8 protein-coding genes are annotated in these 18,203 nt (G+C 66.7%); 3 read left to right on the top strand and 5 right to left on the bottom strand.

Annotated elements, in window-relative coordinates; all coding sequences use genetic code 11:
- Window positions 1–110 precede the first annotated feature (110 nt).
- Together ACXJJ8_RS00040 and ACXJJ8_RS00035 are read left to right on the top strand one after the other, a co-directional pair.
- Window positions 111–8,717: an autotransporter-associated beta strand repeat-containing protein gene (locus ACXJJ8_RS00040; protein WP_499026070.1), complete on the top strand. Its 8,607-nt coding sequence runs from the start codon at window positions 111–113 to the stop codon at window positions 8,715–8,717.
- An 80-nt stretch (window positions 8,718–8,797) separates the two neighbouring features.
- The gene (locus tag ACXJJ8_RS00035) at window positions 8,798–11,461 is read left to right on the top strand and encodes an autotransporter outer membrane beta-barrel domain-containing protein (protein WP_499026068.1); all 2,664 of its coding nucleotides are present in this window, start codon (window positions 8,798–8,800) and stop codon (window positions 11,459–11,461) included.
- Window positions 11,462–11,467: 6 nt separating this feature from the next.
- Here the strand turns inward: ACXJJ8_RS00035 and ACXJJ8_RS00030 are convergent, their stop codons facing one another.
- From ACXJJ8_RS00030 to ACXJJ8_RS00020, 3 genes are all read right to left on the bottom strand, one after another.
- Window positions 11,468–12,460 (bottom strand): GlxA family transcriptional regulator, encoded by a 993-nt coding sequence (locus tag ACXJJ8_RS00030; protein WP_499026067.1) that lies wholly within the window; start codon window positions 12,458–12,460, stop codon window positions 11,468–11,470.
- Window positions 12,461–12,480: 20 nt separating this feature from the next.
- Window positions 12,481–13,572 carry a DJ-1/PfpI family protein gene (locus ACXJJ8_RS00025; protein ID WP_499026065.1) on the bottom strand — a complete coding sequence of 364 codons (1,092 nt, stop codon included), beginning with the start codon at window positions 13,570–13,572 and terminating at the stop codon, window positions 12,481–12,483.
- A 407-nt stretch (window positions 13,573–13,979) separates the two neighbouring features.
- Window positions 13,980–15,197 carry an SHOCT domain-containing protein gene (locus ACXJJ8_RS00020; RefSeq protein ID WP_499026064.1) on the bottom strand — a complete coding sequence of 406 codons (1,218 nt, stop codon included), beginning with the start codon at window positions 15,195–15,197 and terminating at the stop codon, window positions 13,980–13,982.
- Between the two features lie 189 nt (window positions 15,198–15,386).
- On the opposite strand from ACXJJ8_RS00020, the gene ACXJJ8_RS00015 reads away from it, so the two are divergent.
- Window positions 15,387–15,917, top strand: a complete 531-nt coding sequence (locus ACXJJ8_RS00015) for a dihydrofolate reductase family protein (RefSeq protein WP_499026062.1) — start codon at window positions 15,387–15,389, stop codon at window positions 15,915–15,917.
- 420 nt (window positions 15,918–16,337) lie between these two features.
- On the opposite strand, the gene ACXJJ8_RS00010 is transcribed toward ACXJJ8_RS00015, so the two are convergent.
- Both ACXJJ8_RS00010 and ACXJJ8_RS00005 read right to left on the bottom strand, forming a co-directional pair.
- Window positions 16,338–16,778, bottom strand: coding sequence for a hypothetical protein (locus ACXJJ8_RS00010; RefSeq protein WP_499026061.1), 441 nt, complete (start codon window positions 16,776–16,778; stop codon window positions 16,338–16,340).
- A 58-nt stretch (window positions 16,779–16,836) separates the two neighbouring features.
- A complete protein-coding gene (locus ACXJJ8_RS00005) occupies window positions 16,837–17,124 on the bottom strand; it encodes a hypothetical protein (RefSeq protein ID WP_499026060.1) in 288 nt (95 codons plus the stop codon).
- Window positions 17,125–18,203 lie beyond the last annotated feature (1,079 nt).

Here is an 18,203-nt window from a genome sequence, read left to right as displayed (position 1 = left end):
CGTTGCCCGTTCGGGCAACGTGATCGGAAACGGCTCGAATGCCCCAAGTGTCAATGTCGATTCGTCCCGCGAACCCTTAGCGTCCTCGGCAATTCCCCGGGGAACTTGCGATGAACCATGTCTTCCGCGTCATCTGGTCGCGCGTGCTCGGCGCGTGGGTCGTCGTCTCGGAGTTGGCGCGCACGCGCACGGCGTCGCGTCGTCCGCTGCACCGCGCGGTGGTGCCTGCGCTGCTAGAGCTGGCGTGCGCGCAGGCGCATGCGACCGACTTCTATTGGGATGGCGGCACCGTCAACGGGGGCAACCCCGCCGTCAACGCCAACGGCGGCACGGGCACCTGGAACACCACGCTGACGAACTTTGACTCCGCACTCACCGGCGGCGTGGACGTCGCATGGATCAATGGCGACCACCGTGCCATCTTCCCGTCGAACGGCACCTACACGATCACGCTCGGCGCGGCGATCACCGCGGGCGACCTCTCCACGCTCGGTGGCGCGGTGACGCTCACGGGCAACACGCTCGCGCTGACGGGCACGCCGGTGCTCGATGGCGGCGGTGCGCTTGTCATTGCCTCGACGCTGGCCGGCACGGTCGGTTTCACGAAGTCGGGGTTGGGGTCCGTCGATCTCAGTGGTTCGAAGACGTTGACCGGGGCGATCGACGTCGCCGCCGGCACGCTGCAGGTCAGCGGTACTGCGTGGACGGGCGCAGGTCCGGGCACCGTCACCGTACGCAATGGCGCAATCCTGAACCTTTCCGGCCCGGGCGTGCTCGGCACCGATACGTCCGCGGCGCGACTCGTGCTCGAGGGAGGTGGCCGCATCAACGCCATCGGCGGCGCACTGCAGGCTTACGACACGACACTCACCGGCGGTGCGCCGTCGATCTCCAACAACGGATCGTGGAACGGCAATTACGTCCTGACCGCGCCGACCACGCTGACGCTGCACGGCGGCATCTACGGGGGCAACTTCGCTGACACCGGCGCAAACATCCTTTCGCTCACGACCGGCTCCGGCGGCGCGATCCTCACCGGCAACAACACTTACAGCGGCACGACACGTGTCGCGACCTTGCTGCGCCTCGGGAGCAACAACGCACTGTCGCCAAATTCGAACGTCGTGCTCGCCGGCACGGTGGCTGCGGAAGGGGTGATCGAACTGGCCAGCAACAACCTCGCGATCGCGCTCGGCACCGGCGCGGGGCAACTGCAATTCACCAACACGGGCGGGTTCCGTTCCATCGGCGGCAACCGCACCGTGACGCTCAACGGCGGCGCCGGCCTGACGTGGGGCAGCGGCAACTTCGTGCCCACAGGCAACGCGTTTTACCTCGCGACCGACGGCGCCTCGTCGCTCACCTTCGTCAATCCGATCGACCTGGGCGCCACAACGCGCACGATCTCGCTCGGCACTGGCACCGGGGCGTTGCACGCGACGATGTCGGGCGTACTGTCGGGCACGGGCGGCCTCACGCTCGTGCGCCAGTCGGGCAACGGCGTGCTCGAACTCTCGGCCGCCAACACCTATACCGGTACGACGCGTGTCGGACCGCCGGTCAACCTGATCCTCAACAACGCCAACGCGCTCCCCGGCGGGCAGGGCGCCACCGGCGGCATCAGCAACCTGACGCTCGATGGCGGTGTCGTGCTGCTGAGGCCGGCTGCGGGGGACTTCTTCCGCGGCACGGGCACCGGCGCGAACCAGGTGCAATGGATCAGCGGCGGCGGCTTCGCAGCCCTCGGTGGCGACCGCACGATCAACCTGGGCGGCGCAGGCAGCACCCTCACCTGGAATACCGCGAGCTTCGTACCGACGGGTAGCGCGCTGACGCTGGGCTCGGCGCTTGCCGACTCGATGATCACCTTCCTCAATCCGATGGCGCTGGGCGGCGCGACGCGCAGCATCTTCATCGACAACGGCACCGCGGCGCTCGACGTGACGCTGCCCGGCGCGATCTCCGGCACGGGCGACCTGCTGCTGGACGGCCAGGGTGACGTGCGCCTGTCCGGCACGAATTCGTTCACCGGCACGGCGTTCCTTGGCCCCAACGCAGGTGCGAATTCGGGCGACAGCCAGGATGTGTTCGTCTCGACGATCGGCAACAGCGGCGTCGCCGGCAATCTCGGCGCGGGTTCGACCATCGCGCTGCGCTCGCATAACGGCAGCCTGTCCTACACCGGCGCCGGTGAGTCGACGGACCGCGCCTGGACGATCGGCGGCCGCAACGGCTCGACCATGTCGATTCTCAACAACGGCACCGGCGCCCTCGCCCTCGAAGGCGCGTTGGCCAAGGACGCGGCGGGCGCCATCAATACGCTGCGCTTCGGCGGAACGTACGCCGGCGGCACGAACTTCGTCGACAGCCTGATCTCCGAATCCAGCGGCACGCTCAACCTGACGTTCAACGGCATCGGCAACCGCTGGCGCCTCACCGCCGACAACGCGTACAGCGGCACGACGTTGATCCAGAACAGCACGGTGCTGGAAGTCGACGATCTGGCGAACGGCGGCGTCAGCTCCAGCATCGGCGACAGCAGCAACGCGGCAACCAACCTGGTGTTCCAGAACGGCACCGCGATCGCCCCGGCGACCCTGCGTTACATCGGTGCCGGTGCGACGACGGATCGCAACTTCCGCACTCCCGCGGGCGCGGGCGGCACCTTCGCCATCGACGCCAGCGGCACCGGCGCACTGGTCTGGAACGGCAGCCTCGACGGCAGCGGCAGCGGCGTGAACCACCTGATCCTTCGGGGCACGAGCACACACGCCAACACCTTCGCCGGCACGTTCACCGATGCCAACGCGGCCAATTTGTGGGTCGCCCAGGTGGCCAAGCTCGACGCGGGCACGTGGATCCTGTCGGGCGACAGCAACGCACAGGCGCTCGGTTACGCGGGCAATACGATCATCAACGATGGCCTGCTGCGCCTCGACTCGGCCGGGGCCGTGACCGGCGGCTTGGGCACGACCGGCAGCCACGGCGCGACCGGCTCCACGCAGCGGAGCAGTCTGGTCGCTTTCGGGGACACGGGCGCCGGTGCATCGGTGAACGGCGGCGTGCTTGGACTGACGGCAGGCAGCGGCGACTTCCTGCGCAATCTCACGATGGCGAACACGGCGTTCGCCAGTAATTCCGGCACGGCGGGCAACGCGGACGACGACACCTACGTCCAGGGCGTGCGCTGGTTCGGCAGCGGTGGCTTCGCCGCATTCGGTGGCACGCGCACCGTGAACCTCGGGGGTGCCGGCGCCGGCGTGACCTGGAACACGGGCGGCTTCGTCACGACCGGGCAACGCCTGATCTTCGGCGACGCGAGCGCGGACGGAACGCTGGTGTTCGCCAACGGGATCGCGCTGGCGTCGGGCGTGCGCGACTTCGAAGTCCGCGATGGCAGTGCCGACATCGACGCCGTGCTGGCCGGCGCACTCACCGGCACCACGGTGAGCGGCGTGCACAAGGTCGGCGCGGGCACGCTCGCGCTCGGCGCGAACAACAGCTACAACGGTGTCACCACCGTCGGCGCCGGCCGCCTGATGGTCGGCACGGGTGGCGCGACCGGCACCCTGGGCGCCGGCAGCGTCTCGCTCGGCACCGATGCAACGCTGGCGTTCAATCGCAACAACGCGTTGTCGGTGGCGAACACCATCACCGGCGCGAACGGCACGCTGTCGCAACTCGGCACCGGCACGACGACGCTCGGCGCCGCCACCAACACCGTCGGCACCACGCAGGTGGCGGGCGGAACGCTTGCCGTCACGAACACGCTGGTGTCCGGCGCGCTGCAACTCGGCGCGGGCACGCTGACGGTCAACGGCACGATGCAGGCGGCGGGCGGAACGGCGCTGGCGGCCACCGCACTCGAGTTCACGGGCGGTCGCATCAACGTCAATGGCACCTTGCGCGCGACGGGAGACCTCGGCGATGGCAGCGACATCCTCGACGTCACGGGCACGATGGACACCGGCACCGGTACGCTGTCGCTCGGCGATGGCACCGACACGCTGATCGTGCACGACAACGCCCTCGTCGGAAACATCGACGGCGGCCTCGGCGTCGACACACTGACGACCAACATCGCGACCACGGCACGCGTCAACGCGATGACCGGTTTCGAAACCCTCGTGAAAACCGGCGTCGGCGTGCTGCAGGTTGCGGGCGCGTCCAACTTCGACACGGTGTCGGTCGACAACGGCCGCCTGCACGTGCTGGCCGGCGGCAGCATCGTCGGTGGTGGGTCGGGTGCGCTGCAGGCGACGGTGGCGGGCGGGGCACGCCTCACCGTCGATGGCGCCTTCGGTTGCAGCGCAGGCGACGACAACATCGTGGTCTCCGGTCAGATCGACGGCACGGGCGCGATCGACCAGTGCGGCGGCGACGACACGCTCACCCTGCGCGACGGCGCATCGGTCACGCTGTCCGGTCCGATCTCCGGCGGCGCGGACACGCTGGGCGATCGCGTCATCCTCGACAACGCACTCGCGGCCACGCTGGGGTCGGGCACGATCTCGGGCTACGAATTCCTGACCAAGCAGAACACCGGTATCGCGACGCTCACCGGCGCGCATACCTACACCAATGGCACGAGCATCCTTGGCGGCACGCTGGATGTCGACGGATCGCTGACCACCGCGGCCCTCGCCATGAACAACGCCTCGGCGCTGCACGTGGACGGCACGGTCGGTGCGAATGCCGGCGCCGCGCTCGCACTCACCGGCGACGCCGGGGCGCAGACGATCACGGTCGGCAACGGCGGTGCGCTGCATGCCAACGGCACGCTCGGCGATGGTGCGGACACACTGGATGTCGCGGGCACGCTCGACACCGGCGCGGGCACGCTCGCGCTGGGCAACGGCAACGATGCGCTGATCGTGCACGACGGCACCGTCATCACCGGTGGCGTCGATGCGGGCGCGGGCACGGATACATTGACCGCGGACATCGCATCGACGGCGACGCTCGGCATCGCGGCCGGTTTCGAATCGCTGGCGAAGACGAACGCCGGCACGCTGCTCCTGGCGGGCCCGGGCGTGTCATCGTTCGATACCGTGTCGATCGCCTCGGGCACGCTGCGCATCGCGTCGGGCGCGAGCGTCGTCGGCGGCGCCGCCGGCACGATCGCAACGACGCTGAGCGCCGGCGCGACCCTCCAGGTCGACGGCAGCTACGGCTGCGGCACCAGTGCGGACATGCTCGACATCGCAGGCGCGGTCACCGGCGGCGGCACGATCGATCAATGCGGCGGCGACGACACGCTCGTGCTGCGCGACGGTGCGACGCTCGGCCTGTCCTCGGCGGTGCAGGGCGGGGCGGAGGCGACGGGCGACCGCGTCGTCCTCGACAACGCGAGCGCGATGAGGCTCGACGGCGCGCGTATCGCAGGCTACGAATTCCTGCGCAAGCAGGGTGCGGGCGTCGCGACGCTCACCGGCACGCATGCCTACGCCGCCGGCACGACGCTCGCCCGCGGCACGCTCACTGTCGACGGCACGATGACGACCGCAGCGATCGACATGGCCGGCGCGACGACGCTCGACATCGACGGCACGGTCCAGGCCAGCACGTCCGGTTTCGCCCCGCTCGCGCTCACCGGCGACAGCGCCGCGCAGACGATCCACGTCGCCGCGGCCGGGACGCTGCGCGCGAACGGTTCGCTCGGCGACGGCGACGATCGGCTCGACATCGTCGGCACGCTGGACACCGGATCGGGCACGCTCGCGCTGGGCAACGGGAACGACACCTTCGTCGTGCACGACAACACCAGGCTGCTCGGTGGCGTCGATGCGGGCGCCGGCAGCGATACGCTGGAAACCGACATCGCCGGCGTCGCACAGCTCGGCGCGCTGAACGGCTTCGAAGCGCTCGACAAACAGGGCGTCGGCACGCTGATCATCGCGGGGCCGGGCGCGTCCGCGTTCGACAACGTCACCGTTTCGCGCGGCACGCTGCGCGTGGGCAGCAGCGCGAGCGTCGGCTCGGCGACGATGTCCGCGCAGGTCGATGCGGGCGCAACGCTGGCGGTGGATGGCGCATTCGGCTGCGGCACGGGCACCAACACGCTGGAAATCGCAGGCACTGTGACCGGCCTGGGCACGGTTGACCAATGCGGTGGCGACGATTTGCTGGTGTTGGTCGATGGCGCAGTGCTGTCGGGTGCGAATCCGATCAGCGGTGGCGGGCAAGCGGCGGCCGACACGGTGCGCCTCGACATCGCGGGCGCGTACAGCCTGGACGCGTCCGACCTCTTCGATTACGAGCGCCTGGAAAAAGCAGGCGTCGGCACCGCGACACTGACCGGCACGCAGGTGTACGGGTTGGTGGACGTCGGCGACGGTGTGCTGCGCGTCGAAGGCACCCTCGGCGCAGGCGCCATCCACCTGTCTTCGAACACGGAACTGGCGGTTGTGGCGGGCCGCGTCGAAGGCGCGAGCCTTTCGACCACCGCGATCTCCGGCAGCAGTGGCGCCGAAACGATCTCCATCGCCGCCGGCGCGACGCTGGCCGCCACCGGCGATCTCGGCGACGGCGATGATGTCCTCGATGTCGCCGGCACGCTCGACACCGGCGGCGGCGCGCTCCTGCTCGGCGCGGGCGACGACCGCGTGCGCATCTACGACACGACCGTGCTGGGCGCGGCGACGGTCGACGCGGGTGCCGGCAACGACATGCTCGACGTCAACGTGGCCGGCACGGTGACGCTCGGCGCGACGTCGGGCTTCGAATCGCTCGGCAAGTCGGGCCTCGGGACGCTCGACGTGCTCGGTGCCAACACCTTCGCGACGGTCGCCGTCGCCGCCGGCCTGCTGGACATCGAAGCCACCGGCAGCGTGCAGGCAAGCAACCTCATGGTCGCTGCGGGCGGCGCACTGCGCGTGGACGGCGCGTTCAACGGCACTGCGGGCAACGACACCGCGACGATCGCGGGCACGATTTCCGGCGCTGGCGTCGTCGATTTCGGCAACGGCAACGACGTCGTCACGCTGAGCGACAACACCAGCATGCTGGCGAACGGTTTCGCGGGTGGCGCGGGCAACGATGCGCTGCGGGTGGATGCCGGCGCGTCGACGACGACGACCATCGAACGGACAACCGGCTTCGAAACCTTGCAGAAGACCGGCGCGGGCACGCTCGTCATCGGCGACCAGGCCGAATTCGGCACGGTGTCCATCGGTGCCGGCACGGTGCGCGTCGACGGCAACGTCACCGGCATCGCGGGCAGCGCCTTCGACACGACGCTCGCCGCGGGCGCGACGCTCGACATCGGCGGTTCGTACGGCTGCGGGGCGACCAACGACAGCATCACCGTTGCGGGCATGGTCACCGGCAGCGGGGCCATCGACCAGTGCGGCGGGGACGACACGCTGCGCATCCAGGACGGCGCGGACTTCGCCGCCTTCACCGGCACCATCGATGGCGGTGCGGACACCCTCGGCGACACCGTGCAACTGGACAACGCGAGCGACCTGACCTTCGGTGCAGGCGCGGTGATCAACTACGAAAACCTCGTCAAGACCAACACCGGCACGACGACGCTCACCGGCACGCAGACCTACAGCGGCTCGACGTCGCTGCAGGGCGGCACGCTGGTCGTCGAAGGCACGCTGCAAACGCCGACGCTGGCGATGGGCGACGACACGGTGCTCACCGTCGAAGGCCTCGTCGAAGGGCTGGGTGGCATCGCCGCCGCACTCACGGGAAGCACGGGCGCGAACACGATCACCGTCGCCGCCGGCGGCACGCTGGTCGCGACCGGCACGCTAGGCGATGGCGCGGATCTGCTGGACGTCCTCGGCACGCTCGAGACGCAAGGGAGTGCGCTCACCCTCGGCGACGGCGACGACACCCTCGTGATCCACGACGGCAGCGTCGTCGGACACGTCGATGGCGGCGCGGGCCACGACACCTTCGGCACCGACATCGCGACCAGTGCGACGCTCGGCGCGGTGAACGGCTTCGAAGGCCTGGCGAAGTCGGGTGCCGGCGTGCTGCACATCGACGGCCCCGGCGTTTCGGATTTCGCGGCCGTGGATGTGCTCGCCGGCACACTGGACGTCGGTGCGGCGGGTGCGTTGCAGGCGACAGCGGGCGGCACGCTCGATGTCTCCGTCGCCAGCGGCGCGGTGCTGCACGTCGATGGCCAGATCACCGGCGGCGACGGCAATGACACGCTTGCGCTCGGCGGCACGCTCTCGGGTTCGGGCAGCGTGGCGCTGGGCGCGGGCGACGATCGCCTCGTCCTGTCCGACGGGGCATCGCTCGAGCGCGTCGTCGACGGCGGCACGCAGGCGAACGGCGACACGGTCGTGTTCGACAACGCGGTCGATGCCACGTGGAATCTGTCGAACGTCGTCGACTTCGAACGCCTCGACAAACAGGGCGCGGGGACAACCTCGCTGACGGGCGTTAGCGCATTCGATGCAACGCGGGTCCTCGGCGGTACGCTGCGCATCGAGGGTTCGCTCGAAACCGCGAGCGTTGCACTTGCCGACGACGCCACGCTGTCGGTCGGCGGGGGCCGTCGCGGGCCCCGGCGGCGCGGCGATCGCGCTCACCGGTTCGGCGGGCGCGAACACCGTCGTCGTCGATGCAGGCGCATCGTTGGCCGCGTCCGGCACCCTCGGCGCAGGCAACGACATGCTCGACATCGCGGGCACGCTCGACACCGGCGCGGGTCTCGCGCTCGGCGACGGCGACGACCGCTTCGTCGTCTATGACAACACCGCGATCGTCGGCGGCGGCATCGACGCGGGCGCGGGCAACGACATGCTCGACGTCAACGTCGGCCCGAGCTTCGTTGTTCCGCTGCCGGGCATGGCCGGTTTCGAATCGCTCGGGAAATTCGGGTGCCGGCACGCTGCAGATCAATGGCCCGTCGGACTTCCTGACCGTCCACGTGTTCGAGGGCGTCCTCGACATCGCGTCCGGCGGTTCCGTGCAAGCCACCACGACGGTGATCGACCAGGGCGCGAAGTTGCAGATCGACGGCGCGTTCACCGGCACGGCGGGCGACGACAGCCTCGTCATCGGCGGCACGGTCGCAGGCGCCGGCACGCTGACGCTCGGCGATGGCGCGGATCGCCTCACCGTGCAGGACGGCGCGGACCTTTCGGGCCTGCTCACCGCCATCGACGGCGGCGCGGGCACCGACCTGCTGGAAACCGACATCGCGACGAATGCCTCCCTCGGCGGCATGCAAGGCTTCGAAGCGCTGCTCAAGACGGGCGTCGGTACATTGCACGTCGACGGGCCCGCGACGTCGGCATTCGAGAGCGTGAACGTGCAGGCAGGCACGCTCGACATCGGCGCCGGCGGCGCGATCGACGGCGTCGCCAGCACCACGGTGGCGCAGGGCGCGACGCTCATCGTCGATGGCACGTTCACCGGCACCGGGAACAACGACACGATGGTCGTCGCGGGCATCGTGCGTGGCGGCGGCACGATCAGCCTTGCAGCAGGCGACGACACGCTGACGCTGCTCGGCGATGCGGATCTGTCGCAGCTTCCGTCACCGCTCGACGGTGGCGCCGGCCTCGACACCATCGACGCGCAAGTGCAGGCGGGCAAGACCGTCGCGCTCGCGCCGACGGTGCACTTCGAAGGCCTGTCGAAGACGGGCGACGGGACCTTGGCGCTTGCGGGCGCGCAGGCGTTCGACACCGTGCAACTCGTCGGCGGCACGCTCGACGTCGCCGAAGGCGGCACGCTGGCCAGCGCCGACACCTTCGTCGGCACCGGCACGACGCTCGAAGTGCGCGGCACGTTCACCGGCACCGCGGGCGACGACCGCTTCCTGGCCGCAGGCACGGTGCGCGGCGCGCTGGATTTCGACGCCGGCAACGACACGGTCGAGTTCGCGCAGGCGACCATCGACGGCACGACCCTCGCCGGCGGCGCAGGCAACGATCGCCTGGTCTTCCGCGGCATGACGCTCGATGCGCCGATCGCCGCCACCGGGTTCGAACGCACCGAGCTGCTGGACGGCAGCGCGATGACGCTTTCCACGGCGCTGGCCACCACCGTTGCGATCGATGCGACCTCGCGCCTCGACGCGCATGCGGGCGCGCGCATCGATGGCGCCCTGGAGAACGCGGGCCACGTCGGCGTCGGTGCAAATCGGCTCGCGATTTCGGGCAATTACACCGCGTCGAACGGCAGCCTGCTCGACGTCTTCGTCTCGCCGGGCAACGGCAACGCCGGCGGCCTGGACATCGCCGGCGACGTCATCGGAACGACGGCCGTGCGCTTTACCAGCGACGGCAGCGACCCGACACTGCGCAAACTGCTGATCATCGACAGCCCCAACGATCAGCCAGGCGACGGTGGCTTCGTTGCGGCGGACGCCGATGCGGATGGCCAGGTGCGTCTGGATGGCACCCCGTGGCTGTGGGCGTTCGGGCAGGATCAAGCCGACCACGGCTGGTACCTGACCACCACGCAGGAAGAAGTCGTGCCGGAAATCCCCGCGGTCGCCGTGCTGCACACCATCGGCGGCCTCCCCGTGCGCGACGCCACGCAACGCGTGTTCGGCCGCCTCGACGATGCGCGCGCCCACGACGATTGCCGATCGGACACCGATCGCGATCAACGCGCCAGGGTCGAAGCAGCCACCGACTGCAGCGGCTTCTGGATGGCGGTTTCCGGCGATGAAGTCAACGTGTCGAAGGGCCGCGGCTACGCCTTCGACGGCGACACCAACGGCGTTTACATTGGCGCGGACACGCAAATGCGCGACACCGGCGAGCGGAAGATGCGCGCCGGCTGGGTGCTCGGCTACACCGATGGCAATCACTGGACTGATGGGACGGTGGCCGGCATCGGGCCGGTGGGCAGCGGCGACGCCAACATCCGTACGCACACGCCCATGGCCGGGTTCTACCTCGGCAACGCGTGGAAGAACGACACGTGGCTCGACGTCATGCTCTCGGCGTATCTCCACGATGCCGACGTCTGGACCCATGGCAGCCACGACGAATTGCGCGGCAACACGCTGTCGGCCTCCGCCAACTTCGGCCGCAGCGTCGCCCTCGGCGAGACATGGACGATCGCGCCGGAAGTCGAAGTCGGCGCCGACGCCGTGCACTGGCAGGACCGCTACGACTTCAACGGCATGGACCTCAACATGGCCGACGGTCTCCTCGGGCACGCGCGCACCGCAGTGCGCCTGGAACGCGACATCGAGATGAAGTCGGGCACGTGGCGTCCGTGGATGTTGGTCGGTGTCGCGTACACGATCGGCGAGCCGACGGTCGCCGCATCCGTGCTGCGCATGGGGACGTCGCAAACGCTGCAGAGTTACGCCAACCACGATCTCGGCTTGCAGGCGACGGTGGACGTGGGCCTGTCGGCGAAGCTGCGCACCGGCGCGACCGCGTTCGTGTCGCTGTCGTATGCGCAGGGGTTGGAAGGCACGCACATCGATCGGCGTGGCGCGGACCTGGGGGTGCGATGGACGTGGTGAGGGGCCTCAGGCCACGTCATCCTGCATCGCGTGCGGCGAGAACCGCGCGCGATAGTCCGTGGGCCCGACACTGAGCTGGCGCTGGAACGCGCGACGCAAGGCTTGTTCGTCGACGTAACCGGCCTGCGCCGCGACGGCCTTCAGCGGCAGGTCCGTCTCTTCCAATGCGCGGCACGCCGCTTCCACGCGCATCGCATCCACGGTTTTCGCCGGCGTGCGCCCGACATTCGCCGCATAGGTGCGCGCGAATGTGCGCGGGCTCATGCCCACGCGCTCGGCCAGGAGCTCCACGTGCAAATCGCCGCGCAGGTTGGCCGCCATCCACGCGTGCAGGTCGGCGAAGCGTGCATCCTTGCTCGCCTGTGCCTTCAGCGGCACGCTGAACTGCGACTGCCCGCCGGCACGCTTCACGAACACGACGAGTTCGCGCGCTGTTTCGATGGCGACGCGGTGACCGTGGTCCTCTTCGATCAACGCGAGCGTGAGGTCGATGCCGGCGCTCACGCCCGCCGACGTCCAGATCGCGCCGTCCTTCACGAAGATGCGGTCGGCATCGACGTTGATCGCGGGAAAGCGTTCGCCGAGTTGTTCGGCCCAATGCCAATGCGTGGCGGCGCGGCGGCCGGCCAGCAAGCCGGCCTCGGCGAGGACGAACGCACCGGTGCAGACCGAGGCCACGCGGCGCACGGACGATGCGGTGTCTCCGACCCATTTCGCCAACGCCGCGGGGGCTTCGAAGCGCGAGCCCGCGCAGCCGCCGGGCACGATCAATGTGTCGACGCGAATCGCGTCGAGTGATGCCAGCGGCGCGGACATCACCTGCAAGCCGCAACCCGTCGTGATCGGGCCACCGTGCACCGACACGACGTGTACGTCGTAACGCTGATCCGCCTTGACGAGCCGATTGGCCGTCGCGAGCGCCTGGAGCGGGCCGCTCAGGTCGAGCAGGTTCATGTGGTCGTAGGTGGTCACGGCCACCACGCGCGGGACTGTCGACATCGTCATCTCCCCGGCAACGCTCATCGGGCCGCCGGTGCCCAAGGGTACTCAAAGTCGATCGCAACGCCCTGTGCAGTCGAGTGGCCGTAGCGCCCTTCGATGGCGGCCAGGACCGCGTCGAACAACGGCACGCCCGCGCCGGCTTGCACGGCGGCGATCTCGTGCTGCATATCGCCCGGGCGCGCGTTGTCGGGCAGCCAGACGAGCCCCGAACGGCCCCGCACCTTCTGCGCGACGGCGAGCCCGTAAGCTTGGCTCCGCCCCGTGCGCGACCAGGCATCGGCGGTCAGTGCCACCGCGATGTCGTCCATTCCTTCCTGCAGCGGCAGCCCGAGCTTTTCGTTGGAATGGAACCACTTGTTGGTCGCGTTGGTCTTCGCGAGGGCGACCAGGTTGCCCATGCGCGGTTTGAATGTGTCGCTGTCGTGTTCGGTGGTCCAGGACGTGACGCCGAACTGCGCGCCGACCGCCAGCGCCTTCTCGTGGCCGGCGATCGATTCGAGCAACGCTAGCGACGCGGGAATCGCGGCGCTGATGCCAGCGCTCGACGCGAAGCGCCCATCGGCTACGTAGCGCGTGTTCGACACCCACGTGATCTGCGGATACGTCTTCCGGCGATAGGACTCGGTGGCCCAATGCGCGGTCGCGCGGTGGCCATTCAGCAGGCCGGTGGCGGCGACGACGAGGGCGCCGTCGCAGATGCTGACGATCGTTGCGCCCTTTGCATTTTGCGTGTTGATCCAGGCGAGCAAGGTCGCGTCGTCGCGATGCACGATCGCGGGGACGATGACGTAGTCGGCGCCTTCGGGGAATTTGGCGTCGAAGGTCTTGGCGTCGAGATCGGGTTGGAGTCGCAGGGCAGGGCGCATCTTCATTGCGCCGGGTTGGGTCGCGACGGCGAAGGTGTCGACTGCGCCGGAGCGTTGCAGGACGGCGTAGGGGATGACGAAGTCGGTGAGTTCGGTGCCGGCGTTGTGGCCGATGACGGCGACGACGGGCTTGGCGTGGCCGTGTTGGGCGACGTAGGGCGCGAATTGCTCGTCGGCGTGGGCGGGGGCCGCGGCGATGGCGAGCGCGAGGGTCGAGGCCGTGAGGAGATTGAGGCGGGACATGGCAGGCGGGCACCTTCGGGTGGGGGCCTTCAATGTGCCGCTGGGGCCTGCGGGACGTGCGCCAACGAAGTGTCAATTACTGCCAATCTGGTGGGGCGAGAAACCTATTGGCGCGCCGCCCGAACGTGGGTAGTTCCAAATTTTTTTGGGAAAAAAATTTGAAACTCCCCACGCTGGGGAATCACCTTGCGGGTCGCTTCGATCAAGGGGGCTTTCGCCCGAGCCGTCATCGGGGGCTGCAAAGCAGGCTTTGCAGGGAGCCGATCGTTGTCGTGAGGCGCAGCGCCTCGCTTGAGCCCCTCTCCCCCCGGGAGGTTGGGGAGAGGGTCCGTCGAAGCAGCGTTGGGCACTGCCCTTAGTCTCCGCTGCACTCAGATTGGTTGGAAGCAGACATGTGCGAGCGACAGCTAGTTGCTAGACCCACTTATAAGCCTTGCCTTTGCGGCTTGGAACTCCGCTTCAGTTAGCGCACCAGCGTCCCTCAGGTCCACCAGTTTCTTCAGCTCGTCGGCCAACGAACTACCGCTGGGGTTGCTGGGAGCTGCTGTGGCATTTGTGAACTCAGGCGGCGGCGGTGGCAACAGCCTCACCGACTTCTCGCAGCTCGCAGACAGGACGTCGAAGTCTTGCGTTCCGCCGAGCTCGGAATACTTCACGAATCCCGTTGAATCGACCACCACCACAAATGCGGTGGAGCCGGTGTAGCCCCCCATGCGATTGCGCGCGTTGATCAGACCGCACGACCAGTAACCTTCAATCGCTTTCGACAAAAAGGGCTTCCAAGTGCCCAGCAAGAATCCGTGGGGCCAATCGATGCGGGCCGACTCAGGGTCGATCAGACGCTCCCGGAGCGCATTCTCGGCGTTGCGTCGGAAAAGCGCCCAGTCCGGTGTCGAAGACACGTACAAGTCCTCTCCACCTGGCCATCGCTTGGTCGCTTCAACAAGCTGGTTGTAACGCGCAGCGCCCTGGCCTTGGGTAATGGGCGCTTCCATGTTGCGCAACTGATTGACGATCGCTGGACGCGCGTCGGGCATGTAGCGCGCGTCGTCGATCGCCATCTCCGCAACCTGGGCGAACATTTCCGACGCTTCTGCCCTACCGACGTTGCGCGAGAGCGATGCACAATCGGCCCTCACCGCAGCGGCACTCGTGTCGATGTGGGGCATTCGTGCTACCGCGCTCACACACTCGTCGAACTTGCCCCGAGCGGCGAGATCGAGCGCGGCCAGCAGAGGCTCGAAGCTGGCCCTCGAGTTACGGCAAGCAACGGACACTTCAGTCGCTTGGCCGTCACGTTCCACCGAAAGCAAGACCGTACTTGTCGGCGCTGTCTTGCGGAGGATCGCGATGACTTCCTCCGGCGGCCTGCCGGCCACTGACGTCCCATCCAGTGACAAAAGCTTGTCGCCTGGCTTCAGGCCCGTCGGCTCATGCACGCGCAGGACCACGGGACCTGCGCCAAGACTCGCCGCCAGGGAACACCGGTCGAGTGGTTCGCCGAGTGCCCGGAGCGTTGCCGCGTTTTGTTTCGCGGTGCTGCGGACCACATCCTTATTTTGAGCGGCCGATAGCGAAGGAATGACCGCGAGCACGGCCATAAAGACGAAAGCGATTCGAGACACGCGGTACTCCCCATTTCCCCGAGGCAAGCCTAACCAGCGGCCCGACTAAGGTCCACCAGCGTTGTCCCTCCGAAAGGCTGAACGCCAAATCCTCCCGTGACCTCACTGCGAATCGAATATCCGCTTTGGGTAGGCGGGTAGCGCTGGTTATGCTCGATCCATCACGACGCCCCGGGCGGGAGGTCCTTAATGGCGAAGCTCATCTTCGGTTTGAATCAGTCGCTCGACGGGTACGTCGATCACGAGGCATTTGCGCCCAGTCCCGTGCTCTTTCGTCACTTCATCGGGTTGGTGCGCGGTCTGGCGGGCAGTGTGTACGGTCGGCGCACGTACGAGGTCATGCGTTATTGGGACGAGGACCAGGCGGATTGGGGTGTGGAGGAGCGCGAGTTCGCGTTGGCTTGGCGAAGTCATCCGAAGTGGGTCATGTCGCGTTCGCTGAAGTCGGTCGGGCCCAACGCGTTTCTTGTCGCCGATGACTTCGAGGCGGTGGTTCGCGGGCTGAAGGCGGATCTCGTCGGGGAGGTCGATGTCGGCGGGCCAGAGTTGGCGGGTTGGCTGACCGAGTTGGGGCTCATCGATGAGTATCGGCTCTACCTGCACCCCGTTGTGCTCGGGCACGGTAAGGCGTTCTTCGCGGGGGCTCGGCCGCCGCTGCGCTTCTTGGGGAGTGAGTTGATCGATGACCAGGTGGTTCGGTTGACGTACGCGCTTGTTTGATTCTGTGATTGCCAACGTCCGTCGGATTTGCGTTGGGTAAAGCGCGCTCGAAACCTATTGGCGCGCCGCCCGAACGCGGTGAGTGCCAAATCCATTTTGGGAAAATGAATTTGAAACTCCCCACGCTGGGGCATCACCTTGCGGGTCGCTTCGATCAAGGGGCTTTCGCCCGAGCCGTCATTGGGGGCTGCAAAGCAAGCTTTGCAGACAGCCGATCGTTTTCCCTTGAGCCCCTCTCCCCCGGAGAGGGGTTGGAGAGAGGGTCTGTCGGAGTTGCATTGGTCTTCGCCTCGTATCGCGAACCTGTGGCCGGAAATGTGCCCGGCCGAGTGTCCGCTTTCGGCCAAAAGCTGACATCCCGACCCCGCCTAAAACCTGAATTAAGCCGCGCCGCGAAGCGGAGTCGGCTTGGACTAATTGTTAGGCGCCGGACCGGAATTCTTGCATGACGTCCTTAACGAGCTTCTCCTTAGCCATGAGGGAAAGCAAATCATTGCCAAAGCGCACCGGCGGATCTACGCATGACACGACGACCCCTTCTTTGGCTTTTTGGATAACCGCGATCGTTTCACCCTTTCCGACATTGACATAGCCAATGAAGGACAAGACAGGGCTCATAAACGTTTCATGCTTCTTTTCCGTGACTCCGTACTTCGAGTAAAACATTCGAACGGCGGCGTTGTTTACAAACGTAGTCGCGACTGGCTCTCCGATCTGAGCACTGCGGGCTGCAAGTGCAATTTTCGGAACAGCCTGAATATCGATGAGGAACTTGATTACGAAAAAAGCCAGAAGTGAGAGGCCGAACGTAGGAATGGCAAGAAGCAAAGCGATTAAGAAACCGACAGCGTTTAGCAGCATTCGTTTCCCCTAGCGAAAGTGAGAACGCATTACGTTTCTCCGAATTAAAACTGCGAATCTACGCTTCTTTGCAGCCAGCTAAAGACACGAACCGATCAAAGAAGATAAGAAACTTGTTCTTGGTCTGAACTAGCGTGACCACGCTATCGTTATTCGGACACTGCATCATGAATCGAGCGTTGGTGCCATGCGCACCGTACAGCTGATACTTTCCATGCTGATAGAACGTGTGTGTCGTACCGCAGGCGCATGCATACGGCGCGCCGTCGTACAGCGAAAAGTCGCGGACTTGGTGCAAGGGCAGACCCGCTACGGCTAAGAAATCAAATTTGCTCAGAAGCTTCATTATTCCCCCTGTGTTGTCTGCGTCATCGGTGATCCGCGCTAAGGCATAAGCTATGCGACATGGCGCTTGCTGGTGACGATGCCATTGCCGATGGCGTTCCGCAAAGGTTTTTCGGTGCGGGATCCACGCCGAATCCAGCGGCGCCTAACACCTGAATTTAGCCGAGCCGCGAAGCGGCTAAGCCGTGCCGCGACGCTGGAGCAGCCTACCCACTCTGCCTTAGGTTCCGCGATAAAAATATGACATTCGCGACCAACTCCCTCAAGCTTCCGCGATGCAGCCACACGAGTCCGCACGCGGCGTATAGCGCCGAGGACGCTAGGGCGTTTGCCGGTCGAAACATCAATGCAGCAGGGTCAACGAGGTACCAGTAGATGGCGTACGTCCCATCGATGGTGAACCACGCCCAGAACAGAGCCAGGGGGAACTGCTTCCACCTGCGCTCGAGGACAGCCCGCAAACTGCAGGGCGCTGTGAAGTAAGCCGGCACCGCCATGATGAGGCTGACGGAGACGTCCCAGTCGGGCAAGCCCGAATATCGTGCTCCGAGCAACAGAATAACGATTCCGCCGAGGAAGCTGAGGAGCTTCCACGGACGCACGTACTCGGCTGGAGGGTTCAAGTAAGTTGTCAAGTCGGCCTGTCTAGTCGAAACCTTACAGCGTGGCTGTAGGCTGATGTAACTCCCATGGTCCAGCCAAATGGGTTTTCATGGTCGGGTGCCCCGGACTTCCTTGGCCTCGGTGAAGTATATCGATGACCAGGTGGTTCGGTTGACGTACGCGCCTGTTTGATTGTTGTGTCCAAGTAAGGCCCGCTCGGAAGCCTATTAGCGCGCCGCCCGGAACGTGGGTAGTTCCAACTCCACATTGGGAAAATGAATCTGAAACTCCCCCCGCTGGGGCATCACCTTGCGGGTCGCTTCGATCAGGGGGCTTTCGCCCGAGCAGTCATTGGGGGCTGCCAAGCAAGCTTGGCAGGGAGCCGATCATTGGCGGGGCCGCGGAAGCACAGCCTGCGACGACAATACAGTTTGCGACGCCAGCTGGCAGCTGACTTGCCTGGCTGCTTTGCGGCAT

The sequence above is a fragment of the Lysobacter sp. P5_C4 genome, from assembly GCF_054049695.1.
The sequence above is the reverse complement of the archived record's forward strand: the minus strand, read 5'-3'. Positions and strand labels throughout refer to the sequence as shown.